General features: G+C 66.1%; 14 protein-coding genes. 5 read left to right on the plus strand and 9 right to left on the minus strand.

Annotation, left to right across the window (positions count from 1 at the left end; translation table 11 throughout):
• Positions 1-706 precede the first annotated feature (706 nt).
• From M1D55_RS02380 to M1D55_RS02390, 3 genes are all read left to right on the plus strand, one after another.
• Positions 707-1,657: a hypothetical protein gene (locus M1D55_RS02380; RefSeq protein ID WP_456280995.1), complete on the plus strand. Its 951-nt coding sequence runs from the start codon at positions 707-709 to the stop codon at positions 1,655-1,657.
• 261 nt (positions 1,658-1,918) lie between these two features.
• Positions 1,919-2,443 (plus strand): GNAT family N-acetyltransferase, encoded by a 525-nt coding sequence (locus M1D55_RS02385; RefSeq protein ID WP_064574042.1) that lies wholly within the window; start codon positions 1,919-1,921, stop codon positions 2,441-2,443.
• Between the two features lie 144 nt (positions 2,444-2,587).
• On the plus strand, positions 2,588-2,998 hold the full coding sequence (locus M1D55_RS02390) for a VOC family protein (protein WP_456280996.1): 411 nt from the start codon (positions 2,588-2,590) through the stop codon (positions 2,996-2,998).
• On the opposite strand, the gene M1D55_RS02395 is transcribed toward M1D55_RS02390, so the two are convergent.
• On the minus strand, positions 2,976-3,905 hold the full coding sequence (locus M1D55_RS02395) for a LysR family transcriptional regulator (protein WP_456280997.1): 930 nt from the start codon (positions 3,903-3,905) through the stop codon (positions 2,976-2,978). The two genes, M1D55_RS02390 and M1D55_RS02395, sit on opposite strands and share 23 nt — an antisense overlap.
• A 101-nt stretch (positions 3,906-4,006) precedes the next feature.
• On the opposite strand from M1D55_RS02395, the gene M1D55_RS02400 reads away from it, so the two are divergent.
• Positions 4,007-5,188, plus strand: coding sequence for a pyridoxal-phosphate dependent enzyme (locus M1D55_RS02400; protein WP_456280998.1), 1,182 nt, complete (start codon positions 4,007-4,009; stop codon positions 5,186-5,188).
• A 25-nt stretch (positions 5,189-5,213) separates the two neighbouring features.
• Positions 5,214-6,182 carry a tripartite tricarboxylate transporter substrate binding protein gene (locus tag M1D55_RS02405; RefSeq protein WP_064574039.1) on the plus strand — a complete coding sequence of 323 codons (969 nt, stop codon included), beginning with the start codon at positions 5,214-5,216 and terminating at the stop codon, positions 6,180-6,182.
• Between the two features lie 57 nt (positions 6,183-6,239).
• On the opposite strand, the gene M1D55_RS02410 is transcribed toward M1D55_RS02405, so the two are convergent.
• From M1D55_RS02410 to M1D55_RS02445, 8 genes are all read right to left on the minus strand, one after another.
• Complete coding sequence (locus M1D55_RS02410; RefSeq protein WP_456280999.1) at positions 6,240-7,658, minus strand: 3-deoxy-D-arabino-heptulosonate 7-phosphate synthase; 1,419 nt, start codon at positions 7,656-7,658, stop codon at positions 6,240-6,242.
• A gap of 72 nt (positions 7,659-7,730) precedes the next feature.
• On the minus strand, positions 7,731-8,837 hold the full coding sequence (locus tag M1D55_RS02415; RefSeq protein ID WP_456281000.1) for an NAD(P)H-dependent flavin oxidoreductase: 1,107 nt from the start codon (positions 8,835-8,837) through the stop codon (positions 7,731-7,733).
• 26 nt (positions 8,838-8,863) lie between these two features.
• Positions 8,864-9,751, minus strand: a complete 888-nt coding sequence (locus M1D55_RS02420) for a LysR substrate-binding domain-containing protein (RefSeq protein ID WP_064574035.1) — start codon at positions 9,749-9,751, stop codon at positions 8,864-8,866.
• Between the two features lie 180 nt (positions 9,752-9,931).
• Complete coding sequence (locus M1D55_RS02425) at positions 9,932-11,398, minus strand: MFS transporter (protein WP_456281001.1); 1,467 nt, start codon at positions 11,396-11,398, stop codon at positions 9,932-9,934.
• 144 nt (positions 11,399-11,542) lie between these two features.
• Positions 11,543-12,484: a VOC family protein gene (locus M1D55_RS02430; RefSeq protein WP_456281002.1), complete on the minus strand. Its 942-nt coding sequence runs from the start codon at positions 12,482-12,484 to the stop codon at positions 11,543-11,545.
• A 179-nt stretch (positions 12,485-12,663) separates the two neighbouring features.
• On the minus strand, positions 12,664-14,016 hold the full coding sequence (locus tag M1D55_RS02435) for an MFS transporter (protein WP_456281003.1): 1,353 nt from the start codon (positions 14,014-14,016) through the stop codon (positions 12,664-12,666).
• 394 nt (positions 14,017-14,410) lie between these two features.
• Positions 14,411-15,217 (minus strand): alpha/beta fold hydrolase, encoded by an 807-nt coding sequence (locus M1D55_RS02440; protein WP_064574031.1) that lies wholly within the window; start codon positions 15,215-15,217, stop codon positions 14,411-14,413.
• Positions 15,214-16,947, minus strand: a complete 1,734-nt coding sequence (locus M1D55_RS02445) for a benzoate-CoA ligase family protein (protein WP_456281004.1) — start codon at positions 16,945-16,947, stop codon at positions 15,214-15,216. Before M1D55_RS02445 ends, M1D55_RS02440 begins: the two co-directional genes overlap by 4 nt.
• Between the last annotated feature and the right edge of the window lie 12 nt (positions 16,948-16,959).

The following is a 16,959-nucleotide window of genomic DNA, read 5'->3' on the forward strand; positions in this document are numbered from 1 at the left end:
CCGATGAGACAAGGCCCGGCATTGCCGGGCCTTGTTCAATATTTACCTCAATAATTCGGCGGGTTTACCGAAAACGAAGACCGGTGGAGCCGGCGGGAATCGAACCCACGTCCGCGCCTATGGCGGCGGGAGGCCCCGTAACCCACCCGCGAAAGCATCGAACGAGAAAGCTCCTTGGAACCCGATCAAGCCTCGCCCAACATGGCCCACCCGCCGTGGGTAGTCCGGCACCTGGAGCAGCCACTAGCCGCGTTCCGTGAAGACGGGCTCTCGGTGAAGGATGTCCTGGTCGTTGGCCTTACCTGGCCAACGGATTACTGGCCCGCATTGGCAATCGAATGGCTTCGTCAGGGTGCTCCCGTTGACGAGGAGATCGCGGAGCTGCTGATGGCCTTGTCCCAACGTCGCAACTTTCGCCAATCGGTCAGGCACAGTGCGTTTGCTATCGCGAAACGGTGGTCCAAGCGGAGGTAGCGTAGGGAAGCCAATTTCTGGGACCCTTCTCGGTGCTCGTCACCGTCCCGCTAATCTTGGTAGCGGCAGGGCGTGAGCGAGCCACTCAGCCATTAGCAGTGGGCTTGGACCAACTGAAATCTCCGGGATCCGGGTTGAACACTGTATTGTTCTTGTAATCGTTGGGGTCAAATCCCTCGAGTAGTCTTGGGGCGATATTGGTGTGCCCTCAGGAAGGATAGCTCTCGAGATCATGGACATTGTCTTTCTAGACCAGAACAAGTGGATCGAGCTGGCGCGGGTGCATAGCGGCCACACTACGAGCGGCCCCACGGCCGAGCTGTTTCCTCAACTCGTTGCTGCGGTCCAGGCAAAGCGCGTCTTGTTCCCGCTCTCGGCCTCAAACATCGTGGAGACCGCAAAGCGCCACGACCCTGACAGCCGACGGCATGTTGCCGAGACGCAGGCAATCCTCAGCCTTGGATACGTCCACAGAAGTCGAGCGAGCCGAATGGGCGTCGAGTTACGCGCGGCCATTCAACGGCGATTCGGTTTGGAGCCTGTTGCTATGCCGCCCCATTGGGCGTTCGCCCAAGGCTTCATGCAAGCATTCGAACCCATGGACGAGCTAATCGCGGTGTCGGAAGAGCTGGCACGTGTTCGGGGCCTGAATTCCCTTATGCACCCAGCAGCGCTCTACATCGATTTCATGGTCAACCAGGAAGATGCCCGTCGACGAGGGGCAATTGCAGCATTGACCCAGGGACTCGCCGAGCTGGTCGTTCGCATCGAACGCAGACGCGAGCGCTTTGCAGATAAGTCCGTCGATTTTCGTCGTCGAGCTTACGCAGCGCAGTCTTGGGTGGAGAACCTCGACCTCTTGAACAAAACGGTGGCTGAACTGGGCTATTCTTTCGACCAATTGAGCGCTCTCGGAGACGAAGGCTTGCGAGAACTGTTGGAAGACGTTCCGACAATGAACGTGGAAGTGGAAATGGCCGCACGCCTGGAATCCAAGACCGGCGCTCTTTCACCGAACGACGTCCTCGACATGCAATCGTTCTATACGGCGATTCCATACTCGGGACGTCTCGTCGCCGAAAAAGCTGCCATTTCACGCGCCAAGCAGGCGCGGCTTGATTCGAAATATGGTGTTTCTCTGTCTCGGTCCCTCGAAGACTTGTTGGACCTTTACGTCGGCTAAGACGTCCACATCTGTTTTAGCGAGAACTTTCTTCCTCGAGCGCGTCAGCGAGGCTCGAGCAAAGGATGTAGATGTCAGTCGTTCACAAAACGACTCGCTGAGCGTTCACTAATGCCCAAAGGCAGACGGCCAACGTCGGCTCACAGACGACGCAGCCCACCAAATCGGACATTCAAGACAGCCGGCGCGCATTGAATTCCGCCGTCGTGAGTGTTTCTGTAACAATGTGCCCGGTCCATCCTGGAGCATGGAGAAGGGCGTATGCAGATAGAGCGTGTCGGCAGAATCGCGCCAGAGGCGTTGGCGAAAGAGGACTTCTCCTTTGACATAGAGTATGAAGCGGTCGCCCCATTTGATGGGCCGGGCATGCCGAACGTGGTGCCAGTCGAGCCACGGACAAAGGCCTACAGTTTGGATGAATCGTTATCCGAACCGGACTTGGATTCAGGCCGTTTGTTGCTTGCGGCGAAAGATGGATTGCATGTTGCGGGCTACTTGCTGGCCACCTCAGGGTGGAATGGCTGCGCGAGCATCGACGACATTGCTATATCACGACGTTACCGTCGCACGGGCATCGGCAGACGCCTTATGGACGAAGCCGTGGCGTGGGCGGCGGCCTTGAATCTCAGAGCGATTCGACTTGAAACCCAATCGTCCAACGTGCCAGCTTGCCGCTTCTATGCACGGTACGGCTTTGTGCTGGGCGGGTATGACCGCTACCTGTACAGCCAGCTAGACGAGGATGTCAGGGAGGACGTCGCGTTGTACTGGTATCTGTTCCTGTAGCCCCACGAGCTTGGCTTATCGCTGACGCGGATGTCCTGTCCTGACCGACTCCAGTCATCCGAGCTTCCATCCTTCTCGAGGAATGGGGCATTCGCCCATTGAATTCGAGATCTGCCTCTCCCGCAATACTGCACAGGAGCCTCCATGTTCGACCACGTCAAATTCGGCGTCACCGACTATGCCGCGAGCAAGGCCTTCTTCCTCAAAGCATTGGGATCGCTCGGCGTAACAGTAGCCTCGGAGGGCCCGCCGTCCTACGGCGTCGAAATTTGCGCTCCCGGCAAGCCCTCACTCTGCCTATTCCAGACCAGCGAAAAGCCTGCGCATCTCCACCTGGCCTTCAAAGCCGAAAGCCGCCAGCAAGTAGACGCCTTCTATCGCGCCGCGCTTCAGGCCGGCGCCAAAGACAACGGCCCACCCGGCCTACGCCCGCACTACCACCCCAACTACTACGCCGCCTTCGTCATCGGCCCAGACGGCCACAACATCGAAGTCGTCTGCCACGAGCCCGAAGCCGAAGCCGACGCTAAACCTACCGCTGCACCAAATCCCTGACCCCCTGCCGGCAAAGACTGACGAAATGTTGGGCCGCCAATGACTGGCCGCGTCCAGGGTGAAACGCCAGGATCGCGCGAAATCGCACCGTCCCGGCAAACGGAACGCTCCGAAGTCCAAGGGCCAGATAGGTCCGAGCAACCAGCGGATTGGTAATCGCAAGCCCCGCACCCGCCAGCACCAGCGCGCATTGCGTATGGCTATACGGCGTGGTAGCGACGAATCGCGGCGCGATGTGGTGTTCGGCGAAGGCGGCTTCCAGTTGCCGTTGGGCCGGGTCGGCGGCGTCGAGGCCGATCAGTGGGGCGTCGGCCAGGTCGGTGACGCTGACTCTGGCGCGGGCCGCGAACGGATGGGTTGCGGGCACGATGCAGACGGCTGGCACGGCGTAGAACTCGGAAGCCGTGAGGCCGCTGGTATCGACCTCATCGCCCATGAAGGCCAGGTCGAGTTCGCGTTGGAGCAGGCGTTCGCGCAGCGCGCGAGAGCTGTCGACCTCGAGCCGGCAATGGCTGCGCGGGTAGTTGTGCGAGAAGCTGGCGACAGTCATTGGCATCACGCTGGCGGCCATTGCGTGAAGGGCGCCGACGCGCAGCACCGTGTCCTCGTGCTGGCGGAGCAGGTCGATCTTGCGTTGGACGGCGTCCAGGCCGATATAGACGCGTTCGACTTCGTCCATCAGCGCGGCGGCTTCGGCGGTCGGGACCATGCGGCCCTTGCTGCGATCGAACAGGCGTAGCTGCGCGATCTTCTCGAGTTGCAGCACGGTCTGGGTCACCGCCGGCTGGCTGATATGCAGCGCCTCGGCGGCGCGGCGCGCCGAGCCGAGGCGCATGACCATGCGGAATACCTCGATCTGCCGGGCGCTGATGGACGGTTCGCCGGTGTCTCTGGCCGCCTCTTTCATGTGGACCCTATAAGTTGGTCTTATCAAAAAGCCACGACAGCTGTCATCGCTCGAGCATGGCGCGCCGTAGACTTTGGCCTATGCAATCGTTGTCTATCGCCATGTCCCTCGACCGTTCATCGACGCCGCTCCCTGCCTTGCAACCGACCCTGAATCCGGCGCTGCACGCGCTGCAATGCATCAGCTGCGAGGCGATCTATCCCGTTTCGGACCTGCCGGAAGGCTGCCCGGCCTGTCACAGCCAGGGTCGGCCAAGCAGTGTCGAGGCGGTCTACGACGCGCGAGCGTTCGATTTTGCACCAAAAAGCACAGGTTATCGCTGGGGGCATTGCCTGCCGTATCTGAACGGCGTGACGCTGGGTGAGGGCGACACGCCTTGTTTGCCGGTGCCCGCGCTGGCCGAGGTGGCTGGCGTTGCGTCGTTGTGGATCAAGAACGAAGGCGCGAATCCGACCGGCTCGCACAAGGACCGCATGTCGTCCCAGGCCGTGAGCCGTGCGATTGCGGTTGGCGCGAGCGAAGTGGTGCTGGCCTCGAGCGGTAATGCCGCGGTATCGGCCGCGGCTTACTGTGCGGCGGCGGGCCTGGCCTGCGAGGTCGCGACTTACCGCGATTTGCCGCCTATCTTCGATGCGGCGCTGCGTTACTACGGGGCGCGACGCATCGTCTGCGAGACCGGCCATGCGCGATGGGAGCATGTGCGCCGCCGCGTGCAGGATGATGGGGCGTTCGCCTTGACCAACTACAGCATTCCGGCGGTGGGCAGCCCGGTGTTCGGGGTCGAAGGCTATCGCGCCGCGGCGCTGGAATGGGTGTACCAGGGGTGCGAGCCTGACCACGTGATCGTGCCGACCGCGCGTGGCGATCTGCTGTGGGGCATCTATAGCGCGCTGCGCGATCTGGTGGCGGCGCGGCGGCTCTCTCGCGTGCCGAAGCTGTGGGCGGTCGAGCCGTTTCCGCGGCTGTCGCGGGTGCTGGCCGGCGAGCCGCAGCAGGGCGATTTTGCGGGCGCGACGCAGCAGTTCTCCACCGCGGGATCGACGGTGACCGCGCAGCAGGTTCAGGCGGTGACGCGCTCGGGTGGTGGCGCGGTGGTCGTTGGCGACGAGGCGGCCCGTGCCGGCACGGCCGCGTTGGCGGCGGCGGGATTCTGGGTCGAGCTCTGCGCCGGGGCAGGACTTGCCGCGGCGCAAATGCTGCGCGCCGACGGGCGCATCGACGCATCGCAATCGGTTCTTCTGATGTTGACGGCACGGGGCGATCGCGACCCCGCGCAAAGCTGATCCCTACACTGGCTGGAGTCTTCCCATGACGTTGCGCTATCTGATCGCCTCCCTCGCAATCTGCCTGACTGCCCATGCGCCGGCGGCAATGTCCGCCTATCCCGAAAAACCCATTCGCATCGTGGTGCCCTGGGCCGCGGGCGGCAGTACCGATGCGCTGGCGCGCGCCGTGGCGCAGCGAATGAGCGAGTCGATGGGCCAGCCGGTGGTCGTCGAGAACCGGGCAGGGGCCTCGGGCCGCATCGGTGCCGAGGCGGTGGCCAAGGCGGCGCCGGACGGCTACACGCTGGGCGTCATCGAACTGGCGCATACGGTGGCGCCGGCCGTGTTCCGCCAGATGCCATACGACCTGCTGCGCGATTTCACGCCGGTCTCGCTGCTTGGGGAATCGCCGCTGGTGCTGTTCGCCGATAGCACCCGCTATCGGGCCGGCGAGGCGCAGCGCTTTCTTGCCGATGCGCGCAAGCAGGGCAAGCCGCTGCAGCTGGCCACGAGCGGCAACGGCACGATCAGCCATCTGGCGGCCAAGATGTTCGAGGCGCAGGCCGGTGTGCCGATCGATGCGGTTCCCTATCGCGGCTCCGCGCCTGCGCTGACCGACGTGTCGGCCCAGCTGGTCGCCGGCCATTTCGCCACGCTGGCAAGCGGCAGCAGCCTGCTTGGCGCGGGCAAGATCACGGCGTTGATGGTGACCGGGCCGGCGCGCATTCCGGCGCTGCCCAATGTGCCGACGGCCGCGGAGGCCAAGCTGCCGTCGCTGCAGATCAGCCAGTGGTGGGCCATCGTGGCACCGGCACGCACGCCGTCGACCGTGGTCAGCAAGCTCGGTGACGAGGTACGCGCGGCGCTCGCCAATCCGCAGACCAAGGCTCGCCTGGATAGCCAGGGCATCGACCTGAAGGCCTCGTCGCCCGCGCAGCTCGGCGACCGGCTGCGCGGCGAGGTCGATCGCTGGGCGGCGCTGGTCAAGCAGGCGGGAATCCAGCCGGAATAAGTCAGCCGGAATAAGTCAGCCGGAATAAGTCAGCCGGAATAAGTCAGCCGGAATAAGTCAGCCGCCTCGGCCGGTTTCGGCGATCGCGGCCAGCAGATCGTCCGCGTGGACCATGAACTCTCGTACTTGCCGCAGGGTGCGGTATTGATTCAGCACGGCGCTCCACTGCGGCGATTCGATCAGTTGATGCCAGACCGGCTCGAGGTCGCGCGAATCCGCGTGCTGCTTGTCGATCAGCTTGCTGGCGAATGCGAGGGTGGCCGGTGCCGACAACAGCTGCATCCGGCTGGCGGCACTCAGCATGCGTGGAGTGGTTTCGGCAGGCGCATCGCTGCAATACAGGATCCGATTTGAAAGATCCGCTTCGTCGGTCGGCAGGGCACGCAGCGCGGCACCACGAAGGCGTACCGCTCCTTGCTCGGTCTGGAACGTATAGATGACGTGCTCTTCGGCATGTGCGAGCAAGCGCAGGCCACGCAGCAGCCGGGGCAGGTCCGTGGTCGCGGCGTCCGCCGAGGCTTTTGCTTCCACAAGCAGGCAAACGTCCCAGGCCGGCATATCGACGCCGGCCTCATCGGCTGTTTCGCGCGCTGTCTCGGCGCGCCTCAGCAACACCGCATCCCATTCGGTCTTGGCGCGTTCGTGGCTGGCTGGCAGCGATGCCGGCACGCGCATCGAGGTGACGACGCGGTAGGGTGCCGACGAGCCCTCCCGTTCGTTGAGCCGCTGCGCCAACGCGCGCAGCGCCTGCGCGGCCAGCGCTTCGACAGCCGCCCCGCGCTGCCGCGAGGAGACGCCCTGCGCCGTCGCGGTAGCGGTCCCCGAGCGCGGACCCTGACGGTCCCACAGCGATCGATATTGGCGCACGAGCTCATCCGAGGTCAGTGCGTCCAGCCTGTGCAGACGTTCCAGCGCGGGGCTTTCCAGCAGTTGCATCAAGCCGTGATGATCCGGCGTGTCGTTGGCGATCTCCGGCATCGCAAGCAGCGTGCGGACGGCGTCCTGCAGATCGGCCCACGCCGACGCCGACGCAGCAGCATGAAGCTCCGCCATTGCCTCCCGCAGCCGACGCGCCGCGATCCGCTGCTGCTTGTTCGGGTGCGCCACCGCGTTGACGGCCGCAAGCAGGGCCCTGCGGTCCTGATCCGCGCGCGCCGCCAGCGACGCGTACTCGCGCACATGGGCCACCCGGTGGCGAAGCGCCATCGCCTGGAAAGCCGGATCGCCGGCATCCGGCCGGATCGCTTCGCGCACCATGCGCGCGAGCGACTCGACGAACAGATGCTTCAGCGCCGCGCCAGGGACTTCGCCGTTCGCCAGCGCGAGGCGAGCCTGTTCGATGGTGATCGCCAGCGCTGTCGCCGGATTGGCCTCATGAATCCGCTCCGCTACGGCAGCGATCGGCGGCAGGCGATACCGCCGTGCGACGGCGCGCAGCCTGTCATCAAGCAAGGCGGGCAGTGGCGGCAGGGACATGAGCGCAATGGTAACAACGACGCCGGCCCCGGGACGCGCCGCGCCGTCCCGGCGGCCGCCACACCGCTTGGCTCAGCGTGCGCGCGCCAGGTTGCCCAGGTGCCCCAACACGTCGTCCAGCTCGGCGTTCAGCGTGGCGACCAGTTCCGCCGCGGGCAGCGAACGTGCCAACGGTGCGGCCTGGCCGGCCCATTGCGCCGCGAAGTCCGCGCTGCCCTTCGCCTTGGCGGCGGCGTGCAGCGCCTTGCCGGCATCGTAGGTGATCGGGTAATCGGGGATCGGCGGCGCGTCGGCGGCGATGCCCAGTTCGGTGAATCGATTGACGAAGCCGCGCGCGGCGCGTCCGGAGATCGCGCGCGTCAGCGTGGTCGGGCGCGTCTGGTCCGCCAGCAGCGCCTCGCGATACGCGGCATCTGCCACCGTCTCGGGGCACGCGACGAACGCGGTGCCCAACTGCGCGGCCACGGCCCCCAAGGCCAGCGCGGCCGCGATGCCGGCGCCGTCCATGATGCCGCCGGCGGCGATCACCGGCAGGCTGGTCTTGCGCACCAGCAGGCGGACCAGCGCCATCGTGCCCAAGCCTTCGTCGAAGGCCTGCGTGTCGACCACACCGCGATGGCCGCCAGCCTCGATGCCTTGCGCAACCACGGCGTCGATGCCGGCCGCTTCGACCTGGCGCGCTTCGGCGATCGTTGTCGCCGACGCCAGCAGCACGATGCCGGCCTCGCGCAGCGCGTCGATCCATGCCTGATCCGGCAGGCCGAAGTGGAAGCTGACGACGGCGGGCTTTTCCTCGAGCAGCATCTCGTACATTGCGTCGTCGGCGACGAAGCTGCGATAGATCTCGCGCAACGAGGCCGGCGGGGTCGCACCGAATTCGGCGAAGTGCGGGGCCAGATAGTCGAGCCAACCGCGCTCGCGCTGCGCATCGGCCTGGGCCGGCGCATGGCAGAACAGGTTGATGTTGAACGGGCGATCGGTCAGCGCGCGCGTGTCGCGGATGGCCTGGCGTGCGGCATCGGCGTTCATCGCGCCGACGCCGAGCGAGCCGAGGCCGCCGGCGTTGGAGACGGCCGCGGCCAGCGCCGGCGTGCTGACGCCTGCCATCGGGGCCTGGATGATCGGCGTCGACATGCCGAGCCGGGCCAGCAGGCCGTTTGCAGCGGAAGAGGGGGACATCGGATGCTCCTTCGGGATCGGGCCGCTCAGCCTTGGCGCAGCTCGTGCAGCAATGCCTCGTAGGCGGCGGTGGTGAAGCCGGCGCGCTTGACCAGGAAGGTATGCGCGGATCGCACCGGCACGGTGTGAAATTCGTCGCGGTCCGGATGCAGGGCCAGCAGGGACTTCGGCAGGATGGCGAAGGCCGAGCCGGCGCTGACGCAGGCCAGGATCGCGTGGTAGGACGGCATCTCGCGCACCGTCAGGTTGCGGCGCAGCGCTTCGTCGGCTTGCGCGAGCCATTCTTCGGCGCAGCGGCGGTAGGTGCAGCCGCGCGAGAAGCCGGCCAGCGTGCGCAGCGTGACGTCCTGCGGCCGGCGCACGCGTGGATGGCTGGCGGGCAGTACCAACACCAGTTCTTCGGTGAACAGGAATGCGCCTTCGAGGCCCGGCGCCATGTCTTCCATCGACAGCTGGCGTGGCGAACCGATGCCCGGATGGGCGACGATCGCGCAGTCGAGCTGGTGCGAGGCGACGGCATCGGCCAGCGCCTGGGCGGTGCCGGTGCGGATCTCGACGTCGACCAGCGGATAGCTTGCGTGATAGCGGGCCAGCGGTTTGGGCAGGCGGGCGGCCGCGGCGCTTTCCATGCTGCCCAGCCGCAGCTTGCCGGTGGGAACGTCGTGCCGCATCGCTTGCCGCGCTTCCTCGGCCAGCGCCAGCAGCCGCTCCGCATAGCCAAGCAACTTTTGCCCTTCGGCGGTCAGCGTCATCCGCTTGCTGTCGCGCTGGAACAGCGTGACGCCGAGGCTGTCCTCCAGCTGCTTGATGCGGGTGGTGACATTGGACTGCACGCGATCGAGCGCGCGCGCGGCGCGCGTGACGCTTTGCTCCAGTGCCACGGCGCGGAAGATTTCGAGCTCGGCCAGTTCCATGGGGTGCGGCGCGGAGGGTAGCACCGTTCTCAATTCAGGAATGAAGATGGATTAAATATCCTTAATCAAGAACGATAAGTCAAGGCGGCCCACAAAGCAAAAAGGGAGAACGCAGTACGCGTTCTCCCTCCTGAAGCAATCGACAGGGTGGTCCGGCGTGGCCGGCCCACCTAGGCCCGATCAGAAATCCTCCGCATCCACATCGTAGTTCGCCGGCTCCCAGCGGATCGCCAGCAGCGCCAGCAGGCCGGCCAGCGGGGCCAGTGCGATGACCCAGAACACCTTGGTGCTCAGTGCTGCGGCCAGTACCGGGAACAGGAACAGCGACAGCGTGGAACTGGCGCGCATCAGCGTCTGATTGAAGCCGACGCCCACGCCGCGCAACGAGGTGGGGTAGCTCAGCGACGCATAGGTCATCGTATGCGCGCCCGGGCCGAAGCCCTGGCCCAGCAGGAACACGGCCAGCAGCGCGATCGCCGCCACCACTTCGGTCACGCCGTCGGGCTTGCCGACCAGCGCCAGGCCGACCAGCGCGGCCAGCTGGAACGCGTAGCCGACCACCGTCAGCTTCCACGCACCGACCCGCGGCACCAGCCGCACGCCGATCAGGCCGCCGACGAAGGCGAACAGCAGGTTCAGCGCCAGCGAGATCAGGATGGTGTTCAGCATCGTCTGCGCGAGGAAGCTGGCGATGATCACCGGCAGGCCGAACGCGACCGCGTTATAGGCGAACGACGAGGCGATCGACATGATCGTCGCCAGCACCGTGCGGCTGCGGTAGACGCCCTGCAGCAGCACCGCGTAGTTGCCCCAGGACGCCGCGCGCTTGGCCGGTTTGGCCACCGCATCGGGCGCGACCACCGCGTCGATGCCATAGGACCGCTTCAGGATCCGCGCCGCGCCCTCCAGATCGCCCTGGTTGGCCGCCCACACCGGCGATTCGCTCATGTACTTGCTGCGCACCGCGATGATGACCAGCGCCGGCACCGCGCCGAAGCCCAGGATGATGCGCCAGAGCAGGCCGCTGTGCGACTCGGGCAGGACCGCATAGCACAGCAGCACCAGTAGATAGGACACGCAGATCGCCGCATACCAGGTCGGGCACCACATGGCCACCCGCGCGGCCTTGTTGCCGCGGCCCTGCAGCTTGGAGAATTCGGCGAGGAAGGCCATCGCCACCGGCAGGTCGATGCCGACGCCCAGGCCCATCACGAAGCGGGCGCCGGCCAGCACGTATTCATTGGGGGCCAGCGCACAGGCGATCGCCGCCACCACGAAGAACAGCATGTCGGCCATGAAGACGCGATAGCGGCCGATGCGGTCGGTGAAATAGCCGCCGAGGAAGGCGCCGACGATCGCGCCGAAGGTGATCGCGGACGCGACCATGCCGGTGCCGGCCGGCGTCAGGTTGAACTCGCGGGTGACGTCCTTCAGGCCGAAGGCCAGCGCGCCGAGGTCGTACGCGTCGAGAAACACGCCGCCCAGCGCGATCGCGACCACCATGCGCGCGTTGCTGGCTTGGGCGCCGCCCTGGTTGACCAGTTGCGAGACATCGGCGGCGGAACGGATGACGGCTTTGTTCGGTGTGGCAGCACTGGCGGTCGCCTGTTGCGCTTCGGCGGGGGAGAGGGTGAGGTCGACGGACATGGGAATCGTGATGGGAGCATGCGCCGCACCGGCAGGGCGGCGGCGCGGCGAATGCTACGCCAGCACGATCGGTGATCCAAATGACTTATTGTTATATCTTTAAGGACGCGGGAATTCTGGCCTCGGCGATTCGCGTCCCATGTCTCAAGCCCTGCCGCCGGTGCTTCCCTCGAAGGCCGAGCGCAGCGCCGCGACATCGAGCTTCTTCATCGGCAGCATCGTCTGCACCAGCCGATCGATGGCCGCCTGGTCGCCGGAGCGCATCAGCGTCTCCATGTCGGCCGGCACGATTTGCCAGGAGACCCCGAACGGATCCTTGCACCAGCCGCACGCCTCGGCTTCCGGTACCGCGGATAGCTTGGACCAGTAGCGGTCGATGGTCGCCTGGTCTTCGCAGTGCACCATGAACGAGATGGCCTCATTGAAGCTGAAGTCATGCGGAAAGCCGCTGTCCATGGCTGCCATCCAGGTATTGCCGAGCCGGAAATCCGAGAACATCACCGTTCCCGCCGGATTGGGCTCCATGCCGGGACCGTAGCGGACCAGTTGCCCCCCCTGCGAGCCGGGGAAGATCTCGCGCCAGAACTCGCCTGCCGCCTCGGCCTTGCCGCAGGCTTCGCCGGAAAACATCAGCGCCGGCACGATCGGCGGACGGGATTCGCCGGAGGGATCGGTCAGCATCAGCTGCCAGGACAGGCCATAGCGGTCCTGCACCCAGCCGAATCGTTCGCTGAACGGATAGGCGTCGAGCGGCATCAGCGCCTGGCCGCCGTCGGTCAGCTTGTCCCACATGGCGTCGAGGCGCTCGCGGGCCTGCGGGTCGCGGCCCGGATCGAAGTAGACAAAGAAGGAAATCGACGGATTGAAGCGGAACATCGGCCCCGCGGAGATCGCCATGAATGGCTGGCCGCACAGCGTGAACCGCACGATATCGCAGTCTCCTGAGGGCGTATTGTGGATCTGCGTGACGAAATCGACGGCCGAATCCGGAAATACCGATACATAGAAGCGCGCCGCTTCCACTGCCTCGCGGTCGTACCAGAGGTGCGGAATAAGAGTGACAGGCGCGGTGACGGGCGTGGTCATGTCCCCAAGCTCCTTTTTTCAGGCGTTTCAAAATGCGAAACGGCGCCATGTCGGCCGCCGTTTTTCGCGACAAAACTCCAGAGTAGTCGCCCCTCGTGCGATCGACAAAGCCGCCTCATAAAAAAATCCCCAGGGCGGGAGGTCCCTGGGGATTGCCAGTTTGAGCTTGCCGCGCCGTCCTACTTCTGCACCGCCGGCGCCGGCGTGCCCAGCGTCGTCTGGTGGCTGGCCGAGGCCGAACGCCGGTGGTCGATCATCGAGACCGCGAGCGCGGCGATCACGGCGGGAATCGCGATGGCGACGAAGTTCTGCTGCAGCGGCAGCGCCATGCCGACCAGCATGCCGATCACGATCGGCGCGAGGATCGCGCCGCTGCGGCCCACGCCCGAGGCCCAGCCGATGCCGGTGCCGCGTGCGGCCATCGGATAGAACTGCCCGGCATAGGCGTAGGTCACGATCTGCGTGCCGATCGTCGATGCGCCGGCCAGGCCGACCAGCACGAACAGCACCGGCGTCGGCACAGGATAGCCGAGCAGCGTGATCGATACCGCCGCCAGCGCATACATGCCGACCAGCACGTGCTTGATGTTGAAGCGGTCCGCCAGCCAGCCGCCGCCGACCGCGCCGATCATCGCGCCGAAATTGAGCACCAGCACGAAGGTCAGTGCCGAGCCCAGGCTGTAGCCGGCGCTGGCCATCAGCTTGGCCAGCCACGAGCTCAGCGCGTAGACCATGAACAGGCACATGAAGAACGCGACCCAGAACATCACGGTGCTGAAGCCGCGGCCATCCTGGAACAGCTTGCCGATCGGCGCCTCGCCGGCCTTCAGTTCGGGCAGCGCGAAGCGGTCGTCGGTTTGCGGGCGATACGCCGGTTCGAGGCGGCTCAATACGTTCTTGACCTCGTCCAGGCGTCCGGCGCGGATCAGGAAGGGCATCGATTCCGGCAGCGACTTCATCACCATCGGGATCAGCAGCACCGGAAGCCCGGCGGCGATAAACACCGATTGCCAGCCGTAGCTCTCGATCAGGCCCTTGCCGACCACCGCGGCCAGCATGCCGCCGACCGAATAGCCGCTGAACATCAGCGTGACCATGGTGCCGCGGATCTTGCGCGGCGAGTACTCGGTCATCTGCGCGACGACGTTGGGCATCACGCCGCCGATGCCAAGGCCGGCCAGGAAGCGCGTGACGCTGAACGTCACCGGATCGCTGGTGAAGCCGGCGGCCGCGGTAAATACGGAGAACAGCAGGATGCAGATGGCGATGGCCCAGCGCCGGCCGATCCGATCGGCGATGGTGCCGAGGAAGATCGCGCCGAACATCATGCCGAACAGCGCGGAGCTGACCATGAAGCCGGCCTGCGTCGCATCGACGCCCATCGACTGCATGATCGACGGCAGCGCGATGCCGGCCACAGCCAGGTCATAGCCGTCGAAGATGATGATCAGCGCGCACCAGAACAGCACGAGCCCATGAAAGCGGTTGAAGCGGGCCTCGTCGGCCAGCTGGTGGACGTCGATTTGACGCATGGTTGTCTCCTTTGCCGAGCTCGGACGGCTCGCTTGTCATCGTGGATCTGAATACGCCGTCGTCCCCGCGCAGGCGGGGAATCAGCGGCTCTGCTTCGGCCGTGGTTGAAGCCACTGGGCCCCCGCTTTCGCGGGGGCGACAGTCAAAGTCGTTGATGCACCCATTCGTCGTCCCCGCGAAGGCGGGGACCCAGCGGCTCTGCTTCGGCCGTGGTTGAAGTCGCTGGGCCCCCGCTTTCGCGGGGGCGACAGTCAAAGTCGTTGATGCACCCATTCGTCGTCCCCGCGAAGGCGGGGACCCAGCGGCTCTGCTTCGGCCGTGGTTGAAGTCGCTGGGCCCCCGCTTTCGCGGGGGCGACAGTGGGAATCGCGGGGGCGACAGATGTAATGGGCCCTACTGCACCGTCTCGCCGACGAAATCGACGATCGCCGCGATCAGCGCGTCCGGCTGATCGCGATGGGGCGAATGGCCGCAGTCAGGCAGCTCGAGCAGGCGCGTCTGCGGTACGCGGCGCGCGATGCCGCGGATCTGCTCGAGCGTGCCGTACTCGTCGTCGAGCCCCTGCACCGCCAGCAGCGGGCAGGTTATGCCGGCGATCTCGGCCTCGATCGACCAGTGGCGGAACGGCGGATGCAGCCAGATGCCGTTCCATCCCCAGAATGCCGAGTCCGGGTCGTCGTGATAGCGCGCCAGCCGCTGGCGCAGATCGGTGTTCAGATAGGCTTCGCGCGCCTTCTCGATGCTGGAGACCGACAGGTCCTCGACCAGGATATGCGGCGCCAGCACGATGGTCCCGGCCACGCGCGACGGAAAGCGGGCGGCGTACAGCAGCGCGATGGAGCCGCCATCGCTGTGTCCCAGCAGCCAGGGTGGCTCGGCCTCGGCATCGATGCCGAGCGCCGTCAGCAGGGCAGGCAATACCTCGTGCGCCTGGCGGTGCATGAAATCCGGGTGCCACACCTCGTCGGCGGCCCGCGGCGTCGAGCGCCCATAGCCCGGCCGCGAATAGGCCAGGCCGCGGCAGCCCAGCGCCTCGCAGACGCGCTGCGGAAAGTCCCGCCACATCGCCACCGAGCCCAGGCCCTCGTGCAGGAAGATCAGCAGCGGAGCGCCGGCGTTCCGCTCGCCCAGCCGCTGGTACTCGATCCGCACCGGGCGGCCGGCCCAGTCGATGTCGGCGAATTCGACCGGCGCGCTCATTGCAGCCCCGCCAGGGCCAGTTGCCCGTCGGAAGCAATCAGCACGTTCGATCCGACCGCGTCGGCGCCGCACTGGCCTTGCCGCCGATCTTGCCCATGTCCTTGCTCTTGTTCCCGCTCGCGCAGCCGGAAGCGCTGGATCTTGCCGGTTGCAGTCTTCGGCAGGCTGTCGACGAACTCGATGAGCCTCGGGTACTTGTAGGGCGCCAGCCGTTCCTTGACGAAGGCCTTCAGTTCGTCGTCGCCGCATTGCGTGCCGGGCTTGAGCACGACGAAGGCCTTGGTACGCGTCAGCCCCTGCGAGTCGTTGACGCCGATCACCGCGGCCTCCAGCACCGCGGGATGCTGCATCAGCGTGGCCTCGACCTCGAACGGCGACACATAGATGCCGCTGACTTTCAGCATGTCGTCGCTGCGGCCCGCATAGCAGTAGGTGCCATCGGCGTTGCGCACGTACTTGTCGCCGCTCTTGGTCCAGCTGCCCTGGAAGGTCTCGCGCGACTTGTCGCGGTTGCCCCAATACATCAGCGCCGCGCTCGGTCCCTGGATATAGAGGTCGCCGACCTCGCCATCGGGTACCGGCCGGCCTTCCTCGTCGCGCAGTTCGACGGTGTAGCCGGGCACCGGCCAGCCGGTGGTGCCGTAGCGGACCTGGCCCGGGCGGTTCGACAGATAGATATGCAGCATCTCGGTCGAACCGATGCCGTCGATGATCTCGCAGCCGAAATGCGCGGTGAAGCGCTGGCCCAGGTCCGCGGGCAGCGCCTCGCCGGCCGAGGAGCACAGCCGCAGCGCCACCTGTTCACGCGCGGGCAGCGCGGGGGAGGCCAGCATGCCGGCATAGCCGGTCGGCGCGCCGAAGAACACCGTGGCGCGGTGGTCGAGCCAGCGCCGGAAGATTGCCTCGGGCGTGGGGCGCTCGGCCATCAGCACCACGGTGGCACCGACGCTGAGCGGGAAGGTCAGGCCGTTGCCCAGGCCATAGGCGAAATACAGCTTGGCCGCCGAGAAGCAGATGTCGTGCTCGGTCAGGCCGAGAATGGGTTTGGCATAGAGCTCGGCTGTCCAGTACGGATTGGCCTGACTGTGCAGCACGCCCTTGGGCCGGCCGGTCGAGCCGGAGGAATACAGCCAGAAGCCGGGGTCATCGGGGCCGGTGGCCGCCGCCGAGGGCTGCGGTGCGTGCTCGGCGATCAGCGCATCGAGCGAGCCCGTGCCGGCGGGCAGCGCACCCTCCGGGCGCGACACGATCACGTGATCGACCTCATGGCCGCCTTCCGCCATCGCCTTCGCCATCGCCTGCTCCAGCACCGGCAGCAGCGCCGCCGACACCAGCGCCGCGCGGGCGCGGCTGTGCCGCAGCATGTAGGCGTAGTCATCCGGCGTCAGCAGCGTGTTGACCGCGACCGGCACGATGCCGGCGTAGATCGCCCCGAGGAAGCAGACCGGCCAGTCGCTGCAGTCGTGCATCAGCAGCAGCACGCGTTCCTCGCGCCGCACGCCGAGGGTTTGCAGCGCGGTCGCGAAGCGCCGTATGCGTTCGGCGAGTTCGTCGTAGCGCAGCCGGCCGTGGTCGTCGATATAGGCGATCCTGTCACCGCGATGCTTGTTGGCGTCCAGCAGGTACTGGGCGAAGTTGAAGGGCGTGGTGGGCGCCACCACCGGCGGCGGGTCGGAGCCCGGTGCGCCTGTCGTGATCGTGGTCGCGGTAGTCGTCGTCGCGGCTGCCATGCGTTGTCTCCC

Source organism: Cupriavidus sp. JZ107 (assembly GCF_053903255.1).